The 22,033-nt window shown below is 67.6% G+C and carries 18 protein-coding genes; 11 read left to right on the top strand and 7 right to left on the bottom strand.

The genetic code is table 11. From position 1 onward, the window contains the following. Nucleotides 1-11 precede the first annotated feature (11 nt). Entirely contained in the window at nucleotides 12-662 is a 651-nt protein-coding gene (locus MAA8898_RS01395) for a L,D-transpeptidase (protein WP_094019173.1), read from the bottom strand. A gap of 190 nt (nucleotides 663-852) precedes the next feature. Continuing rightward, complete coding sequence (ahcY, locus tag MAA8898_RS01390) at nucleotides 853-2,247, bottom strand: adenosylhomocysteinase (RefSeq protein ID WP_094019172.1); 1,395 nt, start codon at nucleotides 2,245-2,247, stop codon at nucleotides 853-855. A 217-nt stretch (nucleotides 2,248-2,464) separates the two neighbouring features. Here ahcY and MAA8898_RS01385 point away from each other — a divergent pair, with 217 nt between their 5' ends. Beyond that, nucleotides 2,465-3,058 (top strand): HD domain-containing protein, encoded by a 594-nt coding sequence (locus tag MAA8898_RS01385; RefSeq protein ID WP_094019171.1) that lies wholly within the window; start codon nucleotides 2,465-2,467, stop codon nucleotides 3,056-3,058. Nucleotides 3,059-3,088: 30 nt separating this feature from the next. Here MAA8898_RS01385 and MAA8898_RS27015 read toward each other — a convergent pair whose 3' ends face one another. The 3 genes from MAA8898_RS27015 to MAA8898_RS01375 form a co-directional block, all read right to left on the bottom strand. Next, nucleotides 3,089-3,220, bottom strand: a complete 132-nt coding sequence (locus MAA8898_RS27015; protein WP_281252782.1) for a hypothetical protein — start codon at nucleotides 3,218-3,220, stop codon at nucleotides 3,089-3,091. Between the two features lie 94 nt (nucleotides 3,221-3,314). Next, nucleotides 3,315-3,854, bottom strand: coding sequence for an ActR/PrrA/RegA family redox response regulator transcription factor (locus tag MAA8898_RS01380; protein ID WP_370738603.1), 540 nt, complete (start codon nucleotides 3,852-3,854; stop codon nucleotides 3,315-3,317). 98 nt (nucleotides 3,855-3,952) lie between these two features. Beyond that, complete coding sequence (locus tag MAA8898_RS01375; RefSeq protein ID WP_094019169.1) at nucleotides 3,953-4,573, bottom strand: SCO family protein; 621 nt, start codon at nucleotides 4,571-4,573, stop codon at nucleotides 3,953-3,955. A gap of 76 nt (nucleotides 4,574-4,649) precedes the next feature. On the opposite strand from MAA8898_RS01375, the gene regB reads away from it, so the two are divergent. From regB to hslU, 10 genes are all read left to right on the top strand, one after another. Beyond that, complete coding sequence (gene regB, locus MAA8898_RS01370) at nucleotides 4,650-6,047, top strand: sensor histidine kinase RegB (protein ID WP_094019168.1); 1,398 nt, start codon at nucleotides 4,650-4,652, stop codon at nucleotides 6,045-6,047. 98 nt (nucleotides 6,048-6,145) lie between these two features. Beyond that, nucleotides 6,146-7,687 (top strand): PAS-domain containing protein, encoded by a 1,542-nt coding sequence (locus MAA8898_RS01365; protein ID WP_245853207.1) that lies wholly within the window; start codon nucleotides 6,146-6,148, stop codon nucleotides 7,685-7,687. A gap of 41 nt (nucleotides 7,688-7,728) precedes the next feature. Continuing rightward, entirely contained in the window at nucleotides 7,729-8,202 is a 474-nt protein-coding gene (tsaE, locus tag MAA8898_RS01360; RefSeq protein ID WP_094019167.1) for a tRNA (adenosine(37)-N6)-threonylcarbamoyltransferase complex ATPase subunit type 1 TsaE, read from the top strand. Then, complete coding sequence (locus tag MAA8898_RS01355) at nucleotides 8,199-9,152, top strand: aminoglycoside phosphotransferase family protein (RefSeq protein ID WP_094019166.1); 954 nt, start codon at nucleotides 8,199-8,201, stop codon at nucleotides 9,150-9,152. The genes tsaE and MAA8898_RS01355 overlap by 4 nt, the downstream gene beginning before the upstream one ends. Further along, nucleotides 9,137-9,805, top strand: a complete 669-nt coding sequence (locus tag MAA8898_RS01350; RefSeq protein ID WP_094019165.1) for a nucleotidyltransferase family protein — start codon at nucleotides 9,137-9,139, stop codon at nucleotides 9,803-9,805. Before MAA8898_RS01355 ends, MAA8898_RS01350 begins: the two co-directional genes overlap by 16 nt. After that, nucleotides 9,798-12,728, top strand: coding sequence for a double-strand break repair protein AddB (gene addB, locus MAA8898_RS01345; RefSeq protein WP_094019164.1), 2,931 nt, complete (start codon nucleotides 9,798-9,800; stop codon nucleotides 12,726-12,728). The genes MAA8898_RS01350 and addB overlap by 8 nt, the downstream gene beginning before the upstream one ends. Further along, on the top strand, nucleotides 12,725-16,096 hold the full coding sequence (addA, locus tag MAA8898_RS01340) for a double-strand break repair helicase AddA (protein ID WP_094019163.1): 3,372 nt from the start codon (nucleotides 12,725-12,727) through the stop codon (nucleotides 16,094-16,096). Before addB ends, addA begins: the two co-directional genes overlap by 4 nt. A 65-nt stretch (nucleotides 16,097-16,161) precedes the next feature. Next, on the top strand, nucleotides 16,162-16,482 hold the full coding sequence (gene trxA, locus MAA8898_RS01335) for a thioredoxin (RefSeq protein WP_094019162.1): 321 nt from the start codon (nucleotides 16,162-16,164) through the stop codon (nucleotides 16,480-16,482). Nucleotides 16,483-16,582: 100 nt separating this feature from the next. Beyond that, on the top strand, nucleotides 16,583-17,137 hold the full coding sequence (gene hslV / locus MAA8898_RS01330; protein ID WP_094019161.1) for an ATP-dependent protease subunit HslV: 555 nt from the start codon (nucleotides 16,583-16,585) through the stop codon (nucleotides 17,135-17,137). Nucleotides 17,138-17,198: 61 nt separating this feature from the next. After that, entirely contained in the window at nucleotides 17,199-18,506 is a 1,308-nt protein-coding gene (gene hslU, locus MAA8898_RS01325) for an ATP-dependent protease ATPase subunit HslU (protein WP_094019160.1), read from the top strand. Between the two features lie 249 nt (nucleotides 18,507-18,755). Here hslU and MAA8898_RS01320 read toward each other — a convergent pair whose 3' ends face one another. Both MAA8898_RS01320 and MAA8898_RS01315 read right to left on the bottom strand, forming a co-directional pair. After that, nucleotides 18,756-20,309 (bottom strand): ABC transporter substrate-binding protein, encoded by a 1,554-nt coding sequence (locus MAA8898_RS01320; RefSeq protein ID WP_094019454.1) that lies wholly within the window; start codon nucleotides 20,307-20,309, stop codon nucleotides 18,756-18,758. A 74-nt stretch (nucleotides 20,310-20,383) separates the two neighbouring features. Next, a complete protein-coding gene (locus tag MAA8898_RS01315) occupies nucleotides 20,384-22,033 on the bottom strand; it encodes an ABC transporter ATP-binding protein (RefSeq protein ID WP_094019159.1) in 1,650 nt (549 codons plus the stop codon).

Genomic DNA, 22,033 nt, shown 5'->3' with positions numbered 1-22,033 from the left:
GACCCGCGGTGTCACGATGTCAGTCGGCCGCCATTGGTCGGGTAGAGGTAGGCCGTCACGCCGGTATCGACTTCCTCGTAGAGGTGGTTGATATGCGGCATCACCATGCGCACGCAGCCCGAACTGGCCCGCGTGCCGATGGACCGCGGCGCGGGCGTGCCGTGGATGCGCAGGTAGGTGTCACGGCTGCCCTGGAAGAGGTACAGCGCCCGCGACCCCAGGGCATTGTCGGGACCGGGCGGCTGACCGCCCGCCCAGGCGGCGTATTTCTCCGGCTCGCGGCTGATCATGGCGGCGGTCGGCGTCCAGGACGGCCACTTTGCCTTGCGCCCGACCCTGTAGATGCCCGGCGAATAGAGGCCGTCGCGCCCGATGGCCACGCCGTAGCGCATGGCCGTACCGTCGCCCTGGATGTGGTAGAGGTAGCGTGCAACCGCATCGACGTGAATGTCGCCCGGCTTCAGCCCGGGATTGGCCTGCACGCGGCGCGGCAACAGGCGCGGATGCAGACCCCAGGGGTTCGATGTCCCGAGGTCGAAACCGGGCGGCGTCACCTGCGCGTCCCAGGACGCCCAGTCCCCCGATGCGGCATGGGCGGGCCGCGCGATGGCCGGCATGGCAAGAGCGGCAAGCGAGGCCATCAACTGGCGTCTGGTAAACATTCGAACCCTTTCCGACGATGGCAAGAGGGGCGCAGCACCCCGCCTCATCAAACTTCAAACCGGTTCGGACTCAAACCGTTTCATCGACGCCGCGGAATTTTTTTCCGGGGCCGTGCCGATCCGGTGTCAAGCAAGCGGACCGCCAGCCTTGCGGCCGACGGTCCCCCTCATGGTCATTCGCGCCACGCGGTCAGTAGCGGTAGTGCTCGGGCTTGAACGGACCCTCGGACTTGACGCCGATATAGTCCGCCTGCTCGGGCGACAGTTCGCTCAGACGCACGCCGATCCGGTCGAGGTGCAGCCGGGCGACCTTTTCATCCAGGTGCTTGGGCAGGATGTAGACCTTGTTCTCGTACTGGCCGCCGTTCTTCCACAGTTCGATCTGCGCCAGGACCTGGTTGGTGAAGGACGCGGACATCACGAAGGACGGGTGGCCGGTGGCGTTGCCGAGGTTCAGCAGACGGCCTTCGGACAGCAGGATGATGCGATTGCCGTTCGGCATCTCGATCATGTCCACCTGTTCCTTGATGTTGGTCCACTTGTGGTTCTTCAGCGCGGCGACCTGGATTTCGTTGTCGAAGTGGCCGATGTTGCCGACGATGGCCATGTCCTTCATCGCGCGCATGTGCTCGATGCGGATCACGTCCTTGTTGCCGGTGGTGGTGATGAAGATGTCGGCGGTTTCCACCGCATCCTCGAGCCGCACAACCTCGTAGCCGTCCATCGCCGCCTGCAACGCGCAGATCGGGTCGATCTCGGTCACTTTCACGCGCGCGCCGGCGCCGCTGAGCGAGGCGGCCGAGCCCTTGCCCACGTCGCCGTAGCCGCAGACCACGGCGACCTTGCCGGCCATCATGGTGTCCGTCGCGCGGCGGATGCCGTCGACCAGCGATTCCTTGCAGCCGTACTTGTTGTCGAACTTCGACTTGGTGACCGAGTCGTTGACGTTGATGGCGGGGAACGGCAGGTGGCCCTTTTCCATCATCTTGTAGAGACGGTGCACGCCGGTGGTGGTCTCTTCGGACACGCCCTTGATCGCATGGCGCTGCTTGACGAACCAGCCGGGGGTTTCCTTGATCCGCTTGCGGATCTGGTTGAACAGGCAGACCTCTTCGTCCGAGGTCGGCACCGCGATCAGGTCTTCTTCACCCTCTTCGACACGCGCACCCATCAGGATGTACAGCGTGGCGTCGCCGCCGTCGTCGAGGATCATGTTCGCCGTGCCCTCGGAGAACTGGAAGATCTTGTCGGTGTAGGTCCAGTAGTCCTCCAGCGTCTCGCCCTTGACGGCAAAGACCGGGGTGCCGCCGGCGGCGATGGCCGCGGCCGCGTGGTCCTGGGTCGAGAAGATGTTGCACGAGGCCCAGCGCACGTCGGCGCCCAGCGCCGCCAGCGTCTCGATCAGCACGGCGGTCTGGATGGTCATGTGCAGCGACCCGGCGATGCGCGCGCCCTTGAGCGGCTGCGCCTCGCCGTATTCGGCGCGCAGCGCCATCAGGCCCGGCATCTCGGTCTCGGCGATATCGAGTTCCTTGCGGCCATAATCGGCCAGCTTGATGTCCTTGACGATGTAGTCCTGAGTCATCTTGATTCCCTACGAATGCATATCCTTGCCCAAAACGCCGGAGGCGGGGCCGTTTCCCGCGTGCAGGTAGCATCGGCGGGTGCCACGCGCAACGTCGGAGTGCGCGGCGCCCACGGCAGACCGGGGCAGCGGCGGCGGGTGCCCCGTTGCGCGCCGATTTACATGCGCCGCGTTGCGGCCTAGGTGAGGGTCTGGACGCAGACATCCGGGGGACACGATGGCCAAGCAGGTCCGCGCCTGGCAACGCATGCTTTCGGGCCGCAGGCTGGACCTGCTGGACCCGACGCCTGTCGATATCGAGATCGAGGACATCGCGCATGGCCTGGCCTTCGTCGCGCGGTGGAACGGGCAGACACGGGGCGACTACGCCTATTCGGTGGCCGAGCATTCGCTGCTGGTCGAGGTGATCTTTGGCCGCCTCTGTCCGCAGGCCCCGGCGCGGGAGTGCCTGACCGCGCTGCTGCACGACGCGCCGGAATACGTGATCGGCGACATGATCTCGCCGGTGAAGGCCGCCGTGGGGCCGGGCTACGAGGAGCTGGACAAGCGCCTGTCCGCAGCGATCCACATCCGCTTTGGCCTGCCCGCGCTCACGCCGCCCAAGCTCAAGAAACTGATCAAGAAGGCCGACCGCATCAGCGCCTGGATGGAGGCGACGCAGATCGCCGGATTTTCACGGGAAGAGGCGGATCGTTTCTTTGGCGCGCCGGACCTGGACATGATCGCCGACCTGGCGATTCACCTGCGCGCGCCGGTCGAGGTGCGCAAGGAGTTCACCGCCCGCCACGCGGCGCTGTTGAAGCAGATGTAGACACCGGACCGCGACCGGGCCGGATGGCCCTCAATCTATGATCTGGCTGTTGACGGCCGTCGGGAAAGCGGCGTCGGCCTCTGTCGGGTCAAGGTCCACATAGGTCGCGACGATCACCCCGATCACCAGCCCGACACCGCCGAAGACAAGCCTTCCCAACATCTCCAGTCCCTCTCATGCCACCGGGCGAACGCCACCCATGCCCTGCCCCGTTTGGGGCAGGCCGCCAGACAGAGGTTCTCCGACAATAAAGACGTCAGCGCGGCGAGCGCTTGGCCAAAATGCGTTGCAGGGTGCGGCGGTGCATGTTCAGGCGGCGCGCCGTCTCGGACACGTTGCGATCACACAGCTCGTAGACCCGCTGGATATGCTCCCACCGGACGCGGTCCGCGCTCATCGGGTTCTCCGGCGGCGGCGGCAGTTCGTCGGTCTTGGACAGCAGGGCGTTGGTGATGTCGGTGGCGTCGGCGGGCTTGGACAGGTAGTCCGTCGCGCCGATCTTGACCGCGGCGACCGCCGTCGCGATGGCGCCGTAGCCGGTCAGCACGACCACGCGGCTGTCGGGGCGCTTTTCGCGCAGCACCTCGACCACGTCCAGCCCGTTGCCGTCCTCCAGCCGCAGGTCGACCACGGCATAGGCCGGCGGGCGCGCGGTGGCGATGGCGGTCCCGGCGGCGACCGATCCGGCCATCTCGACCTCGAAGCCGCGCTTTTCCATCGCCTTGGCCAGGCGTCTCAGGAACGGCTCGTCATCGTCGACCAAAAGCAGCGACCGGTCATCCCCGAGTTCGTCCAAGCCGCGATCCGTCAAATGCCGTCCTCCCCAACGCACAAGATGTCGTGGAGGCAAGTATTAGCGGGCCAACTACACGCGGTCAAACGCATCTGGTCGAGTCAAGAGGCCCCGATGAAGCAGGCCACGCGATCGGCCATCTGTTCGGGTGTGACTTCGCGCCGGAAGAAGTCGACAAAGCCCACCTCGGGCAGGACGAGGTAGGTAAAGGTCGAGTGATCGACGAGGTAGTACTCCGGGTCGCCGTCCTGCTTGCGGTAGTAGGTGCGATAGGCCTGGCTGGCGGCCTTGACCTGCTCGGGCGATCCGGTCAGGCCGACCATCTTTTCGTGCAGGTTGGAGGCGAAATCGGCCACCACCTCGGGGGTGTCGCGGTCCGGGTCGATCGAGATGAAGACCGGCGTCGCGCTGATGCCGCGTTCGTCCAGCAGGTCGATGGCCTCGGCGTTGCGCGCGACGTCGAATGGGCAGACATCCGGGCAGTAGGTGTAGCCGAAATAGACCAGGCTGGGCTCTGTGATCACATCCGTGTCGGTGACCGTCTCGCCCTGACCGTTGACGAGGGTGAAGGGTCCGCCGATCTGATCCTGCCCGCCGGCGATCTGGGACGTGCGGCAGGCGGCATAGGCGTCATCCGACGCCGGGCGCTGCGTGATGTACCAGACACCCGCGCTAAGCCCGACCAGGGCGGCGAAACCGGCGATTGCGGCAACACGTTGCATGACTTTCCCTCCGAGGAATGCTTTCCTCCTAGCTAACCTCTGGGGACGGGGCCGCAATTGAGACGAAAGGGCGCAGATGGCGCAGGGAGAGCTGGGACTGATCAGCGAAGAGCAGCGCAGCAACTGGATCCGGCTGCGCACCATGATCGTGCTGCGCTGGTTCGCCATCGTCGGCCAGCTGGTCGCGATCACGCTGGCGCAACGGCTCTACAACCTCCAGCTGGAGCTGGGGCTGTGTTACCTGGCCGTCGGCGTGTCCATCGTCGGCAACCTCATCGCGATCTCGATCTTTCCCGAGAACAAGCGCCTGAGCGAGACCGAGAATTTCCTGATGGTGATGTTCGACCTCTTGCAGCTGTGTTTCCTGCTGTACCTCACCGGCGGCTTGCACAACCCGTTTTCGCTGCTGGTGCTGGGCCCGGTGACCGTCTCGGCGGCGGTGCTCAGCCTGCGGTCGACCTTCATCCTGGGGCTGACGGCCTTTCTGCTGGTGACCGGGATGGTCTATTACCACCTGCCGCTGCGCACAGAACAGGGGTTCATCCTGCGCATCCCCGACATCTTTGTCTACGGCCAATGGGTGGCGATCAGCATCGCGCTGGTCTTCATCTCGGTCTATTCCCGCCGCATCACGCGCGAGATGAACTCGATGTCCGACGCGCTGGCCGCGACGCAGATGGCGCTGGCCCGCGCGCAAAAGCTGAACGACCTCGGCGGCGTGGTGGCGGCGGCGGCGCATGAACTGGGAACGCCGCTGGCGACGATCAAGCTGACCTCGGCCGAGCTGGCCGAAGAACTGGACGATTTCCCCGAGCTGAAGGAAGACGCCCTGCTGATCCGCGAACAGGCCGACCGCTGCCGCGACATCCTGCGCAGCATGGGCCGCGCCGGCAAGGATGACCTGCACATGCGCCAGGCGCCGCTGGTCGAGGTGATCCGCGAGGCCGCCGAGCCGCACCAGGACCGTGGCAAGGAGATCCTGATCGAGGACGGCCCCGGCCCCGGCGGCGAGTTCACCCAGCCGCAGATCCTGCGCCGCCCCGAGATCATCCACGGGCTGCGCAACCTCGTGCAGAACGCGGTCGATTTTGCCCGCACCAAGGTCTGGGTCGAGGCGATGTGGACCGACGACGTGATCTCGGTCCGCATCCTCGACGATGGTCGCGGCTTTCCGGCCCACCTGATCGGCCGCATCGGCGACCCCTTCATGCGCCGCCGCCGCACCGAAAGCGAAAAGCGCGCGCGCCCGGAATACGAAGGCATGGGCCTGGGCCTGTTCATCGCCAAGACCCTGCTGGAACGCACCGGGGCGGAACTGAGCTTTGCCAACGGCGCGGACCCCTACACGCCGTTGATCGACCAGTCCGAACGCCGCGGCGCCATCGTCGAAGTGGTCTGGCCCCGCAGCAAGATCGTGGCAGAGCCGGTCAAGCCGGGAACCCCGCTGGGAGAGAACCGTTTGATCGAGATCTGAAACGGGTTCTTAACAAACTGACGCTGATTAACGCCAAATTAACTAAAATGAATGTAGCAATGACTGCATCACGCAGCTGAATCAGGAAGAGGCGGGGAGTGGAGGACTTTCTCATTCTGGCGATCGGCGCTGGCGTCGGATCAGCGGTGCTTGCGGGTCTCCTGGTCCTTCTCAGCACGCGGCCGCGCCGCAGTGCCGGCCTGCATGCCGGTACGCCGGACACCGTCCTGCTGTTCCGACGCGGAGAGGTGGTGGATCACACGCCGGACGCCCGCGCACTGTTCGACCGCACGGTGCTGACCGGCATGGGGTGGGAAGAAGTGCGCGAGGCGCTGGTTCCGGCCTTTCCCGATCTTCCCATGGTCTTGCCCGACGGTCCTGCGCGGTGGACCTCTGTCAGCGTGCCGCTGGCCGAACTGGAGGCTGAAACCTCGGGCAGCCGCCTGCACCTGCGGTTGCGCTACGCCCCCGATGGCGCGGCCAGCCTGTTCCGCGCCGCCCGGATCAACCGCGACTATGACCGGCTGGTCGAGATGTCGCGGCATTCCCCCGACGCGATCTGGCAGACCGATCCGGCGGGCAAGATGACCTGGTGCAACGAGTCCGCCGAGCGGCTGGTCGCAGAGTCGGGCAAAACAGCGCCCGATGCCGCCCCGCTCGACATCACTCCACCCGCCACGCGGAGCGAGCGGACCACCCGCGTCAGCCAGCGCACCAGCGCCGACAAGAACCTGTGGTTCGAGGTGGTCTCGCGTCCGGTCGACAATGGCTGGGTGCACTACGCCACCAGCATCGACAGCCTGGTCAACGCCGAGATGGCGCAGCGCAACTTTGTCCAGACGCTGACCAAGACCTTTGCCCACCTGCCCATCGGCCTCGCGGTGTTCGACCGCGACCGGCAGCTGGTGCTGTTCAACCCGGCGCTGGTGGACCTGACGCACCTGCCGGTGGATTTCCTGTCGGCCAAGCCCAACCTGCTGTCCTTCTTTGACCACATGCGGGAAAACCGCATGATGCCGGAGCCCAAGAACTATGCCTCCTGGCGCGACAAGCTGTACGACGTGGTCAGCGCCGCGCGCGAGGACCGCTACTGCGAGACCTGGAACCTGCCCTCCGGCCTGACCTACAAGATCACCGGCCGGCCGCATCCCGACGGCGCCGTCGCCTTCCTGATCGAGGACATCAGCGCCGAGATCTCGCTCACCCGCCGCTTCCGCTCGGAGCTGGAACTCACGCAGTCGGTGCTGGACTGTTTCGACGATTCGGTCGCCGTCTTCTCGCGTCTCGGGGTGCTGACCTTCTCGAATTCCGCCTACCGGACGCGGTGGAATTGCGATCCGGACAGCGCCTTTGCCGAGATCACCATCGTCGACGCGACGAAGGACTGGCAACAGGCCTGCGATCCCAGCCCGATCTGGCCCGATCTGCGCGAATTCGTTCTGACCCTGCGCGACCGGCAGACCTGGACGGCGGACCTGACCCTCAAGTCCGGTGGCCGGATACGTTGCACGGTCCAGCCCGTCGCCGCCGGGGCGACGATGGTCCGTTTCAGCGCCATGGCCGCCCTCTTCGACACGCTGGGCGAGGATTCGCAGGCTTCCGAAACGGACCTGCCGGACCGCAAGCACGCGGTGAACTGAACCGGCTTGCAGCGGCGCGCGGCGCTTGTATCCTCGCGCCCATGACAGCCCGCCACACCGTCCTGCCCCTGCCCTCGCCCGAGGCGACCGCGGCCTTTGCCCGGCGCATCGGCTCGGGCCTGCGGCCCGGCGACGTGCTGCTGCTGTCCGGCGGCATCGGCGCCGGCAAGACCCATTTCGCCCGCAGCCTGATCCAGTCCTTGATGGACGTGCCCGAGGACGTGCCCTCGCCCACCTTCACGCTGGTCCAGGTCTACGACACGCGGGCGGGTGAGCTCTGGCACGCCGATCTCTACCGCCTGGCCGGCCCGGACGACTGTGTCGAACTGGGCCTGGCCGAGGCTTTTGACACGGCGATCTGCCTGGTCGAATGGCCGGACCGCCTGGCCGACCTGACCCCGGCGGAGGCGCTGCATCTCAATTTCGCGGATGGCGCGGACGAAGACGCCCGGCACCTCACGCTGGACTGGATCGCGCCGCGCTGGGACGCGCTTCTGGCGGAACACGCCGCGTGAGCGCGCTGCTGCATCAGGCCGGTTGGGACAACGCCCGGGTTGAGCCGCTGGCCGGCGATGCCTCGGCCCGCCGCTACTGGCGCCTGTTCCGCGACGGCGGCACCGCGATCCACATGATCGACCCAGAAGGCGACACCGCGCTGTTTGCCCGCCTCGCACGGCACCTGTGCGGGATTGGCCTCAGCGCACCGCGCATCCTGGCCGAGGCCCCAGGTGAGTTGCTGATCGAGGATCTTGGCGACGGGCTGATCGCCCGCCTTGCCACCGATCCAACAACCGAGGCGGACCTCTACCAGCTTGCCACCGACGCGCTGGTCGCGCTGCACCGCTTTCCGCCGCCCAAGGGCCTGCCGCTGGCCAGCCCCGAGCGGCTGGCCACGATGACCGACCTGGCCTTCATCCACTACACGCGGGCGCCCGACCTGCTGCCCCGGGTCGCCGAAGCCTTTGTCCCGCTGCTAATGGCGCACGCCCTGCCCGCCGATGTCATGGTGCTGCGCGACTACCACGCCGAGAACATCCTGTTTCTGCCCGACCGCAGCGGCGCGGCCCAAGCCGGGCTGCTGGATTTCCAGGACGCTCTGCAAGGCCACCGCGCCTATGACCTGGTGTCCCTGCTGGAGGACGCGCGGCGCGACGTGTCACCGGACACGCGCGAGGCCTGCATCGCCCATTACCTTGCCGCCACCGATCTGCCCGAGGCGCCGTTCCGTGCCTCGCTTTGCGTGCTGGGCGCCCAGCGCAACCTGCGCATTCTCGGCGTCTTTGCCCGCCTCGCCGCGACCCGGGGCAAACCGCGCTACATCGACCTCATCCCCCGCGTCTGGGGTCACCTGCAAACCGACCTGGCCCATCCCGCGTTGTCCCCGATCAGGAACCTTCTGACGGACCTGCCGCCCCCTGACGCCAACCACTTGGAAAGACTGAAAGCCTCATGCCCGACGCCGTGATGCTGTTTGCCGCCGGCTTTGGCACCCGCATGGGGGCGCTGACCATTGACCGTCCGAAACCCTTGATCAAGGTCGCGGGGCGTGCGCTGTTGGACCATGCGCTCGACCTGACCCGAGGCATCCCCACGCGTGTCGTCAACGCCCACTACCACGCCGACCAGATCGTCGCGCACCTGCACGGCACCGATGTGCGTGTGTCGGTCGAACAACCCGAGATCCTGGATACCGGCGGCGGCTTGCGCAACGCCCTGCCGTTGCTGGGCACAGTTCCTGTATACACCCTGAATACCGATGCGATCTGGAAGGGACCGAACCCGCTGGACCTGCTGCGCGCGGCCTGGCGGCCGGACCAGATGGACGCGCTGCTGCTCTGCGTGCCGCTGGAGCGCGCCATCGGACGGCAGGGCGGTGGCGACTTCAGCCTCGATGCCGAAGGACGCCTGCACCGGGGCGGCGACCTCGTCTACTCCGGCGCGCAGATCCTGCGGACCGAAGGGCTGGCCCAGATCCCCGACCCGGTGTTTTCGCTGAACCGCCTGTGGAACGCGCAGGCCGACAAGGGCCGCCTCTACGGCCTGCCCTACCCCGGACAATGGTGCGACGTGGGCCGCCCCGAGGGGATCGCGCTGGCCGAGAGGATGCTGGATGTTTGACACCCCCGGACCGCGCGTCTTTGCCCTGCCGCCCGGTGTCGATTTCGGCGCCGAAGTCGTGGCGGGCCTGCGTGCGCGCATGGGTGACGCCCCGCCCGAGGCGCTCGCCCGGGTCGAGATCCACGTCAACGCCGACCGCATGGCGCGCCGACTGCGCGCGGTGTTCGACGCGGGGCCGGCCTGCCTGCTGCCGCAGATCCGCCTTGTGACCGACCTGGCCGATCCGCTGACCCGCGCCGCCCTGCCCGCGCCGATCCCGCCGCTGCGGCGACGGCTGGAGCTGACGCAGCTGGTCTCCGGCCTGCTCGACAAGGCACCCGAGCTTGCGCCGCGCGCCGCGCTGTTTGACCTGGCCGACAGCCTGGCCGGGCTCTTGGAGGAAATGCAGGGCGAGGCGGTGCCGCCCGAACGGATCATGACGTTGGATGTCAGCGACCAGTCCGGCCACTGGCAACGTGCGCTGGCCTTTCTCAAGATCGTGCAGATCTTCTTCGAGGCGGACAGCGCGCCCGATCCGCAGGCCTTTGCCCGCCGCGCGCTGGAGCATCGGCTGGCGCTGTGGGCGCAGACCCCGCCCGCGCATCCGATCCTCGTCGCCGGCTCCACCGGATCGCGCGGCACGACCGCCGCCTTCATGGCCGCCGTCGCGCAGCTGCCGCAGGGGGCGGTGATCCTGCCCGGCTTCGATTTCGACACACCACAGGCGGTCTGGGAGCAGCTCGACGATCCGCTGACCGGCGAGGATCATCCGCAGTTCCGCTTTACCCGGCTGCTGCGGGCGCTGGACCTGCGCCCGGAGGATGTCCGTCCCTGGACCGACACGTCGCCGCCCAGCCCGGCGCGCAACCGCACCCTGTCGCTGGCGCTGCGCCCCGCGCCCGTGACGCACCAGTGGCTGTCCGAAGGCCCCGGCCTCCCGCCGCTGCCGCAGGCGATGCAGGACGTCACCCTGCTGGAGGCCCCCACCCAGCGCGACGAGGCGCTGGCCATCGCCCTGCGCCTGCGCCAGGCGGTCGAGGACGGGGTACGCGCCGCCGTCATCACGCCGGACCGGATGCTGACACGGCGCGTCACCTCGGCGCTGGACCGCTGGGGCATCCTGCCCGACGACAGCGCCGGCACCCCCGCGCAGCTGACGCCACCGGGCCGCCTACTGCGCCATGTGGCCGAGCTGTTCTCCACGCCCCTCAGCGCCGAGATGCTGTTGACCCTGCTCAAGCATCCGCTGTGCCATTCCGGCGCCGACCGTGGCCCGCACCTGCTGGCCACGCGCGAGCTGGAGCTGTTCATCCGCAAGACCGGGATGCCCTACCCGCAGCCCGGCACCCTACAGGCCTGGGCCGCGACGGTCGGACGTGGCGACTGGGCGGAGTGGGTGGCCGGGCATCTTTGCGACCGAAACCGCGCCGGGACGCGGCCGCTGGCCGACTGGGTCGCGGACCTGCTGCACCTGGCCGAGGCGATCTGCGCCGGTCCGGGGGCCGACGGATCGGGCGGGCTGTGGCAGGAGGCGGCCGGGCGCAAGTTGAACGGCACGCTGCAAGGGCTGGCGCGCGAGGCAGCGCACGGCGCCGACATGACCGCCCGCGACTTTGCCGACCTGCTGGGCGCGCTCATGTCGCGCGAGGAGGTCCGCGACCGCGACGCGCCGCATCCCGACATCCTGATCTGGGGCACGCTCGAGGCGCGGGTGATGGATGCGGACCTGCTGATCCTGGGCAGCCTGAACGAAGGCAGCTGGCCGGAACTGCCCGGCGCGGACCCCTGGCTGAACCGGCAGATGAGGGCCAAGGCGGGGCTGTTGCTGCCGGAACGGCGGATCGGCCTGTCCGCGCACGACTTCCAGCAGGCCGCAGGCGCGCGCGAAGTCTGGTTCACCCGCGCGCTGAAATCCGACGAGGCGGAAACCGTGCCCTCGCGCTGGCTGAACCGGCTGACGAACCTGATGCAGGGCCTGCCCGGCCGCGAGGGGCCAGAGGCGCTGGACCAGATGCGCGCGCGCGGCGACCGCTGGCTGGCGCTGGCAGGGGTGTCCGAGACGCCGATCGCCGCGCCGCCCGCGCCGCGCCCCTCCCCCGCGCCCCCGACCGAGGTGCGGCCCAGGCGCCTCTCGGTGACCGAGATCAAGCGCCTGATCCGCGACCCCTACGCGATCTACGCCAAACACGTCCTCGGGCTGCGCCCGCTCGATCCGCTGATGCAGGCGCCGGACGCGCTGATGCGCGGCATCCTCACCCACGAGGTGCTGGAGACCTTCGTCAAGGCCACGCTGGAGGACCCCGCCCGCCTGACGCCCGACGCGCTGCTGGACATCACCCGCAACATCATCGGCGACGCGGGCAACGTGCCCTTCCCCACCATCCGCGCGCTGTGGCAGGCCCGCATGGCACGCATAAGCGACTGGTTCGTCGACACAGAACACGCGCGCCAGGCGCTCGCCGTCGCAAACCATTTCGAGATCAAAGGCAAGACCGACCTGCCCGGGCTGGGTTTCATCCTGACCGCCAAGGCCGACCGCATCGACCTTGACGCGCAGGGCCACGCGCATCTCTACGACTACAAGACCGGCGCCGCGCCGTCGAAGAAGGAACAGACCAGCTTTGACAAGCAGTTGCTGCTGGAGGCGGCGATGCTGCTGCGCGGCGGCTTTGCCCCGCTGGCGCCGAAACACGTGGCGCGGGCGGTCTTCATCTCCTTGCAGCCCAGCAAACCCGACGAGGTCGACGCCCCGCTGGACGAGGAAACGCCCGACGAGGTCTGGGAAAAGTTCACCCGCCTGATCGCCCGCTATGCCCAGGCCGAAACGGGTTACAGCGCCCGCCGCGCCCTGCAAAAGGACAGTGACACCGCCGATTATGATCACCTGTCGCGCCACGGCGAATGGGAGGTCACCGACCCGCCGGTGAAACAGGAGCTGACATGAGAGACGAGGCCACCCAGCGGCAGGTCGACGCCGCAGCGCCCTGGCATTCCACCTGGCTGGCGGCCAACGCCGGATCGGGCAAGACGCGGGTTCTTACCGACCGGGTGGCGCGGCTGCTGCTGGACGGGGTCGACCCCTCGCACATCCTGTGCCTGACCTACACCAAGGCCGCCGCGACCGAGATGCAGAACCGGCTGTTCCGGCGGCTGGGCAGCTGGGCCATGCTAGACGCATCGGTCCTGCACGACGAATTGCAGGCGCTGGGCGTGGAAAAGCAGCTGGACCCCGCGTTCCTGCGCGAGGCGCGCACCCTGTTCGCCCGCGCGATCGAGACGCCGGGCGGGTTGCGGATCCAGACCATCCATTCCTTCTGCGCCTCGCTGCTGCGGCGGTTCCCGCTGGAGGCGCGGGTCAGCCCGCAGTTCACCGAGATGGAAGAGCGCGCCGCCGAACTGCTGCGCGCCGAGGTGCTGGACCGCATCGCCGAAGGGCCGGACGCGCGCCTGTTGCAGGCCATCGCGCCCTACGTGTCGGGCGAGGACACCGAGACGCTGACCGCGCAGGTCTGCCGACGGCGCGACGCCTTTCTGCCGCCACGCAGCGAGGGCGATATTCGCGCCGCCTATGGCCTGTCGCCGGGCGAGGATGAGGCCGCCCTGCTGGGACGTGTCTTTCTCGGGTCCGAGGCGGCGCTGATCGGCGCGCTGGTTCCCGTGCTGAAAGAGGGCACCACGACCGACGTTTCGCTGGCCGAGAAACTGGGACTGGTCACGGGACCGGACATTGCCGGTCTGGGCCTGCTGCAAGACGCGGTGTTGACCAAGACCGGCACGGTGCTCAAGCGGTTGGGGACAAAGAAATCCCGCGAAGCCGCGCCCGCCGCTTTCGACCAGCTCGACCAGCTGGCCGCGCGGGTCGAGGAGTCGGTCGAGATGCAGCGCCGGCTGGACGCGGTGCGCCGCGACATCGCCCTGCACGCCTTTGCCGAGGTCTTCCTTGCTGCCTATGACAGCGAAAAGGAGCGGCGCGGCTGGCTGGACTTTGACGACCTGATCACCCGCGCCCGTGACCTGCTGAACGACGCGGGCGTCGCGGAATGGGTGCTGTACCGGCTGGACGGCGGCATCGACCATATCCTGGTGGACGAGGCGCAGGACACCTCGCCGGTGCAATGGCAGGTGATCGACCGGCTGGCGCAGGAGTTCACCTCGGGCCAGGGCGCGCGGGCGGACACCCGGCGCACGATCTTTGTCGTCGGGGACAAGAAACAGTCGATCTATTCCTTCCAGGGCGCGGACCCGTCCGAGTTTGACCGGATGCGCGAGGACTTCGCCGCGCGGCTGGCCCGGACCGACGCGCCGCTGGTGTCGATGGGGCTGGAGTACAGTTTCCGCTCGGCCGAGCCGATCCTGCGGCTGGTGGACACCACCTTTGACGGCGCGCAGGAGTCGGGTTTCGTCGATCAGAAGCACCGTGCCTTCAAGGAAAGGATGCCGGGGCGCGTGGACCTCTGGCCCGTGGTCGAGCCGGTGAAGGACGAGGAAGACAGCCCCTGGGACGAACCGGTGGACCGCCCCGGCGCGCGGCATCATACGGTTGTCCTTGCCGCCCGCATCGCGCGGTTCATCCGCCAGACGATTCAAGCGCGGACTCCGCTGCCCGAGGAGATCGGGCACAGCGGCACCTACCGCGCCCGACCCGTGCAGGCCGGCGATTTCCTGATCCTGGTGCAGAAACGCCAGCGCCTGTTCAAGGAGATCATCCGCGCCTGCAAACAGGAGGGCCTGCCCATCGCCGGGGCGGACGTGCTGAAGGTCATGGCCGAACTCGCCGTGCGGGACATCGTGGCGCTGCTGAACTTTCTCGCCACGCCCGAGGACGACCTGTCGCTGGCGACCGCGCTGCGTTCACCGCTGTTCGGGCTGACCGAGCAGGAGCTTTACACCCTCGCACAGGGACGCGGAAAGAAATACCTCTGGGAGGTGCTGCGCGCCCGGCGCGAGGTGCATCCGCAGGTGCTGGCGGTGCTGGATGACCTGCGCGGGCAGACCGATTTCCTGCGCCCCTACGACCTGATCGAACGCATCCTGACCCGCCACGACGGCCGCCGCCGCCTGATCGGACAGCTGGGACCGGAGGCCGAGGACGGCGTGAACGCGCTCTTGCAACAGGCGCTGGCCTACGAGCAGACCGCCGTGCCCTCGCTGACCGGCTTTTTGGAATGGGCACGCTCGGACAACCTGCGGATCAAGCGTGCGCCCGACAGCGCCGGGCAGACGCTGCGGGTGATGACCGTGCACGGGGCCAAGGGGCTGGAGGCGCCCATCGTGCTGCTGCCGGACTGCGGCGCGCCGGATACCAAGATCCGCGACAGCCTGCTGACCGACGAGGCCGGCGCGGTCTGGAAGGCCCCCGGCGACGCCCAGCCGCACCGTCAGCGCGACGCGCTGGAGGCGGCCAAGGCGAAGGCCGCGCAGGAAAAAGACCGGCTGCTCTACGTCGCCATGACCCGGGCCGAGAAATGGCTGATCGTCACGGCGGCGGGGGACCTGGGATCCTCGGGCGAGGCCTGGTACGACAAGGTCGCGCGCGGGATGACCGGGGCCGGGGCAGAGCGCGAAGCCTACGACTTCGGCGATCTGGGCGGTGGTATCGGGATGCGTTTGGGCGAGGCGGACTGGTCCGCGCTGCCCTTCGAGGACCGCGCGCGCCCTGCGCAGGCGTCGCCGGTCCTGCCGGAGCCGCTGACCCGCGCCGCCCCTGAGCCGATGCCTGCGGTCAAGCCCCGCACGCCTTCGGACCTTGGCGGCGCCAAGGCACTTCCCGGAGCCGAGGGCGACACCACCGAGCGCGCCACCGCCCGGGGGACCGCGCTGCATCACCTGCTGGAAAACCTCGCCCCCCTGCCCGAGGCGCGCCGCGCCGAAGCCGCCCGTGCGCTGGTGGATCAACTTGCGCAGGACCCGGATCTTGCCGCCGTGACCGACCTGCTGCCGACGATCCGCGACGAGGCGTTGACCGTGCTGACCGCGCTGCCACAGGTCTTTGCCCCCGATGCGCTGGCCGAGGTGCCCGTCTCCGCCGACCTGCCCGGGCTGGGCCGCATTCACGGCATCATCGACCGGCTGATCGTCACCCCCGACAGGGTGACGGCGGTCGACTTCAAGTCCAACCGCACGGTGCCCGCCACGCCCGACGAGGTCCCCGAGGGGCTGTTGCGACAGATGGGGGCCTACGCCGCCGCGCTGGCACAGGTCTACCCGGGTCGCAGGATCGACACCGCGCTGGTCTGGACGGCAACCGCCCACTACATGCCGCTGTCGCACGATCTTGTGACACAAGCGCTCGGTCTGACACCCGCATCTTGACGGGGTCGAGGGGCGCCCATACGTTCCTGTCCCTGACACGCTGCCCCAACGCTCAGGAGAATCCCATGGCCACCGTTGCCGTCACCGATGCCACCTTCGACGCCGAAGTGAAGAATTCCGACATTCCCGTCGTCGTCGACTTCTGGGCCGAATGGTGCGGTCCCTGCCGCCAGATCGGCCCCGCCCTCGAAGAAATCGCCGAAGAGATGAAGGGCAAGGTCAAGATCGTGAAGGTGGACGTGGACAGCAACCCGAACACCCCGGCCCAGATGGGCGTGCGCGGCATCCCGGCGCTGTTCATCTTCAAGGACGGCAAGGCCGTGTCCAACCTCGCCGGCGCCCGCCCCAAGGCCGCGCTGCAGAGCTGGATCAACGATTCGATCTGACGCCTCTGGCGGGATGCGATGCACTTGGGCGCCTGCGGGCGCCCTTGTCGTTTGTGCCGTCAGGGTCCATATCCGGGGACAACCGGAAAGGAGCGCGCTCATGTCCAACGAATTTCCCGGCTGGCACGGCACCACGATCATCGGCGTCCGCAAGGGCGGACAGGTGGTCATCGCCGGTGACGGGCAGGTCAGCCTGGGTCAGACGGTCATCAAGGGCACCGCGCGCAAGGTGCGCCGCCTGTCCCCCGGCGGGCAAGAGGTGCTGTGCGGTTTCGCCGGATCGACGGCCGACGCCTTCACCCTTCTGGAACGGCTGGAGAAAAAGCTGGAGGCCGCGCCGGGTCAGTTGCAGCGCGCCAGTGTCGAGCTGGCCAAGGACTGGCGCACCGACAAATACCTGCAAAAGCTGGAGGCCATGCTGATCGTCACCGACGGGCGCGAGCTCTACGTGATCACCGGCGCGGGCGACGTTCTGGAGCCCGAGCATGACGTGGCGGCCATCGGATCGGGCGGCAACTTTGCCCTCGCCGCCGCGCGCGCGATGATGGACAGCGAGCGCAGCGCCGAAGAGATCGCCCGCCGCGCCATGGCCATCGCCGCCGACATCTGCGTCTATACCAATGGAAATCTGACCGTCGAAACCCTCGGCGGGTAAGAATTTTCGAAAATTCTTACCAAAATTCCCCCCGGAATTTTGGGCACCAGGATCAACCGACATGACAGACCTCACCCCCCGCGAAATCGTCTCGGAGCTTGACCGCTACATCATCGGCCAGTCGGACGCCAAGCGCGCCGTCGCCGTTGCCCTGCGCAACCGCTGGCGGCGCAAGCAGCTGGCCGACGACCTGCGCGACGAGGTCTACCCGAAGAACATCCTGATGATCGGCCCCACCGGCGTCGGCAAGACCGAGATCAGCCGCCGCCTGGCCAAGCTGGCCAAGGCGCCCTTCATCAAGGTCGAGGCGACCAAGTTCACCGAGGTCGGCTATGTCGGCCGGGATGTCGAACAGATCATCCGCGACCTGGTGGACACCGCGATCCTCGACACCCGCAACCAGATGCGCGAGGACGTGAAGGCCCGCGCCCACAAGGCCGCCGAGGAGCGGGTCGTGACCGCCATCGCCGGGACCGATGCCCGCGAGGCCACGCGCGAGATGTTCCGCCGCAAGCTGAAGTCCGGGGAACTGGACGACACGGTGATCGAGCTGGAAGTGGCGGAAACCGCCTCGCCCTTTCCGATGATGGACATTCCCGGCCAGCCCGGTGGCGGCATGGGGATGATGAACCTCGGCGATCTCTTCGGCAAAGCCTTTGGCCAGCGCACCACCCGCAAGCGATTGACCGTCGCGGAAAGCTACGAGGTGCTGATCCAGGAAGAGGCCGACAAGCTGCTGGATGACGAGCAGGTCAAGGCGGCGGCGCTGGAGGCGGTCGAGCAGAACGGCATCGTCTTCCTCGACGAGATCGACAAGGTGGCAAGCCGCCAGGACGTCCGCGGCGGCGATGTCAGCCGCGAAGGCGTGCAGCGCGACCTGCTGCCGCTGATCGAAGGCACGACCGTCAGCACCAAGCACGGGCCGGTCAAGACCGACCATATCCTGTTCATCGCCTCGGGCGCCTTTCACATCGCCAAGCCGTCGGACCTGCTGCCGGAATTGCAGGGCCGCCTGCCGATCCGGGTGAACCTGCGCGCGCTGACGGAGGACGATTTTGTCCGCATCCTGACCGAGACGGACAATGCCCTGACCCGCCAGTACACCGCGCTGATGGCGACCGAGGAGGTCACCGTCGGCTTTACCGAGGACGGCATCGCCGCGCTGGCCAAGATCGCCGCCGAGGTGAACACCAGCGTCGAGAACATCGGCGCGCGGCGTCTCTACACGGTGATGGAGCGGGTGTTCGAAGAGTTGAGCTTTGAAGCACCGGACCGCGCCGGCGCCAAGGTCACGGTAGATGCCGAGTTCGTCGAGAAACACCTGGGCGAGTTGACCCGCTCCACGGATCTCAGCCGCTACGTGCTCTGACAACGGGCGCAGGCGAGGGGCCAGCCCCTCGCGCTCCCCGAGGTATTTGGAAAACCAAAGAAGGGAGGGGTTCGCCGCCCCTGCCGGACCGGGATGCGGGCCGGTGTCATGGTGGCCATGGCCGGCAGACGACGGATTGACACGGGCATGGGGCGGGGTTCATTCCGTCGCTCAAGACAAACGCCCCGCACATCGTGCGGGGCGTTTCCGATTTCGCGAGGTCCCGGGACAGGCCCGGGACGGGATGGCTCAGGCCATCCACCACCGCTCGGCCATGCGGGCGTTGTCCATCTGCCAGAGGTTGCCCACCTTGTCGGGCGAGACCACCTTGTTCGAAACCGCCTGCACGTAGTTGGCGAACATCGGGATGATGACGCCGCCATCGTCGCGCAGGATCATCTGCATCTCGGTGTACATCTCGCGACGCTTGGCGGTGTCCAGCTCGGCCCGGGCGGTCAGCAGCAGTTCCTGGAAGCGCGCGCTGTCGTCGCTGTCCCATTGGCTGTCGTTCCACGGCACGCCGGCCTCGTAGGCGATCGAGAACATCCAGTCCTCGGTGGCGCGGCCGGAATAGTAGGATGCGCAGAACGGTTTCTTCAGCCAGACGTTCGACCAGTAGCCGTCCGCCGGCTCCTGGACCACGTTGATGTTGATGCCGGCGACCTTGGCCGAGGCCTGGTAGAGCTGTGCACCGTCCACCGCGCCCTCGAAGGCCGCGTTGGATACCGACAGGTTGATGTCCAGCGAGTCCATGCCCGCTTCCTTGAGGTGGAACTTGGCCTTGTCGGGATCGTAGGTCAGCTGTTCGAGGTCGGCGGCGTAGTACTGGTTGGCGGGGCCGATCGGCGTGTCGTTGCCCGCGATGCCGTGCCCTTGCAGGATCTTGTCGACCATCTCCTGGCGGTTGATCGCGTATTTCAGCGCGCGGCGCACGTTGACGTTGTCGTAGGGCGGGACGTTGGTCAGCATCGGGAAGGTGTAGTGCTGGTTGCCCGTCACTTCCTGGATGCGCACCATCGGGTTGGCCTTGAGCAGGGCCTCGGTCTTGAAGTCGATCCGGTTGATCGCGTCGACCTGGCCGGTCAGCAGGGCGTTCATCCGGGCGGTGTTGTCGTTCACCGCGATGTACTCGATCTCGTCGAAGTAGCCGGCGGCATCGCCCTTGTAGTGGCTGTCCACCCGCTTGGCGACCATGCGCACGCCCGGCTCGAAGCTGACCACGCTGAAGAGGCCGGTGCCGATGCCCTTGGCGATGGCTTCCTCGATCTGGCCGGCCGGGTACATCAGCAGGTGATAGTCCGACAGCAGGTAGGGGAAGTCGGCGTTGCCGGCCTCGAGAGTGAACTGCACCTGGTGATCGGTGACCTTCTTCATTTCGGTGATCGCGGACACGATCGGCTTGGCCGCCGATTTCGCGCCTTCCGCGACGTGCAGTTGCAGCGATTCGATCACGTCATCCGCGCCGAAGGCCTTGCCGTTGTGGAAGGTCACGCCCTGGCGCAGGTTGAAGGTCCAGACCTTGGCGTCGGGGCTGGCTTCCCAGTCGGTCGCCAGTTCGCCGACCAGCGTGCCCCCGGCGGTGACCTCGGTCAGGCTGTCGAAAACCGCGCCCTGCGCAGAGGCGATCATGAACAGGTCGGAATGGGTCCGGCCATCCCAGCTGTCCGAGGTGTTGGCGCCCGACAGCGCCGCCCGCAGCCGTCCGCCGCGCTTGGCCTGGGCGCGCAGCGGCAGGCCGCTGGCGGCCAGAACACCGGCGGCGGCGCCGGTGGTGAGAAGTCCGCGTCTGCTAATCCGTGTCATCATGGTCAGTCTCCCTTGTTGTTCGTCTGCCGCGTCGTTCTTGCCCGGCAGGTCGTTTTCCTTGTGTCGGTGTCTTACGACATTTTTCCGACCGCGGCATCGCCTATGTTTTCAACTCCGCGTTCCTGCAGGAGTGTCGTCAGCCAATCCGGGTCCATTTCCGGGACCGAGGACAGCAGCAGGTCGGTGTAGGGGTGGTGCGGCGGCTTGAACATCTCGCGCTTGGGTCCCTGTTCCACCACATTGCCGTCCTTCATCACGACCACCTCGTCGGCGATGGCCTTCACCGTGGCAAGGTCGTGGGTGATGAACATGTAGCTCAGCTTCAGCTGGTCCTGGAGGCGGGCCAGCAGCTTGAGGATGCCCTCGGCGACCAGCTGGTCCAGCGCCGACGTGACCTCGTCGCAGATGATGAACTTGGGCTCGGCCGCCAGCGCGCGAGCGATGCCGATGCGCTGCTTCTGCCCGCCGGACAGCTCTGACGGCAGCCGATCGTAGTATTGATCGGCCGGCATCTCGATCTCGTCCAGCAGCTCCTCGACCCGCTTGCGCCTGGCCGCGCCGGTCAGGCCCATGTAGAACTCCACCGGGCGACCGATGATCTCGCCGATGCGCTTGCGCGGGTTCAGCGCGGTGTCGGCCATCTGGTAGATCATCTGCACCTGGCGCAGCTGGTCCTTGGACCGCTTGCGGTAGTCCAGCGGCAACGCCTGGCCGTCCAGCTCGACCCGGCCGATGCGCGGCGGCAGCAGCCCGGTGATGACCCGCGCCGTCGTCGACTTGCCCGACCCCGATTCACCCACCACGGCAACGGTGCGCCCCTCGTGGATGTCGAAACTGACGTCGTGCAGCACGTCCACCGAACCATAGGCCGCGGTCACCCCCTGCACCGAGATCACCGGCACCGAGTCGGTTGCCACCGGCGGCTTGGTCGGCCGTTCGAAGGCGCGGACCGCCCAGAGGCTCTTGGTATAGTCCTCCTTCGGCTGCGTCAGCATGGTGCGGGTGTCGGCCTCTTCGACCTCGTCGCCCTTGAGCAGCACCTTGATCCGGTCCGCCATCTGCGCGACGACGGCAAGATCGTGGGTGATGTAGATCGCGGCGGTGTCGAACTCGTCCACGATCTCGCGGATCGCGGCCAGCACCTCGATCTGGGTGGTCACGTCCAGCGCGGTGGTCGGCTCGTCGAAGATGATCAGGTCCGGGCGGCAGGCCATGGCCATGGCCGTCATCGCGCGCTGCAACTGCCCGCCGGAAACCTGGTGCGGGTAGCGGAAGCCGATCTCTTCGGGGTTGGGCAGGCGCAGCTTGCGGTACAGTTCCATGCCGTCCTTGGCCGACTCGGCCTTGCCCGCGACGCCGTGCTGAACCGGCGCCTCGGTGTGCTGGTCGATCAGCTTGTGCGCCGGGTTGAAACTGGCGGCGGCGGACTGCGCCACGTAGGCGATCCGCTTGCCCAGCAGGCGGCGCTTCTGGTCGGCGCTGGCGGACAGCAGGTCGATGCCGTCAAATTTGACCGATCCGCCGGAGATCCGCACGCCATCGCGGCAGAACCCCATCGCGGCCAGGCCCAGCGTCGACTTGCCCGCCCCCGATTCGCCGATCAGGCCCAGCACTTCGCCGCGCTTGAGGGTCAGGTCGACGCCGTTGATGATGGGCATCCAGGTTTCGTCGGACCGGCCCTCGATCCGCACGTCGCGCATTTCGACCAGCAGATCAGACAT

This window comes from Antarctobacter aquimaris (assembly GCF_900184945.1).
GTDB classification, from domain to species: domain Bacteria; phylum Pseudomonadota; class Alphaproteobacteria; order Rhodobacterales; family Rhodobacteraceae; genus Maliponia; species Maliponia aquimaris.
This window is presented reverse-complemented; position numbering and strand designations above follow the sequence as displayed.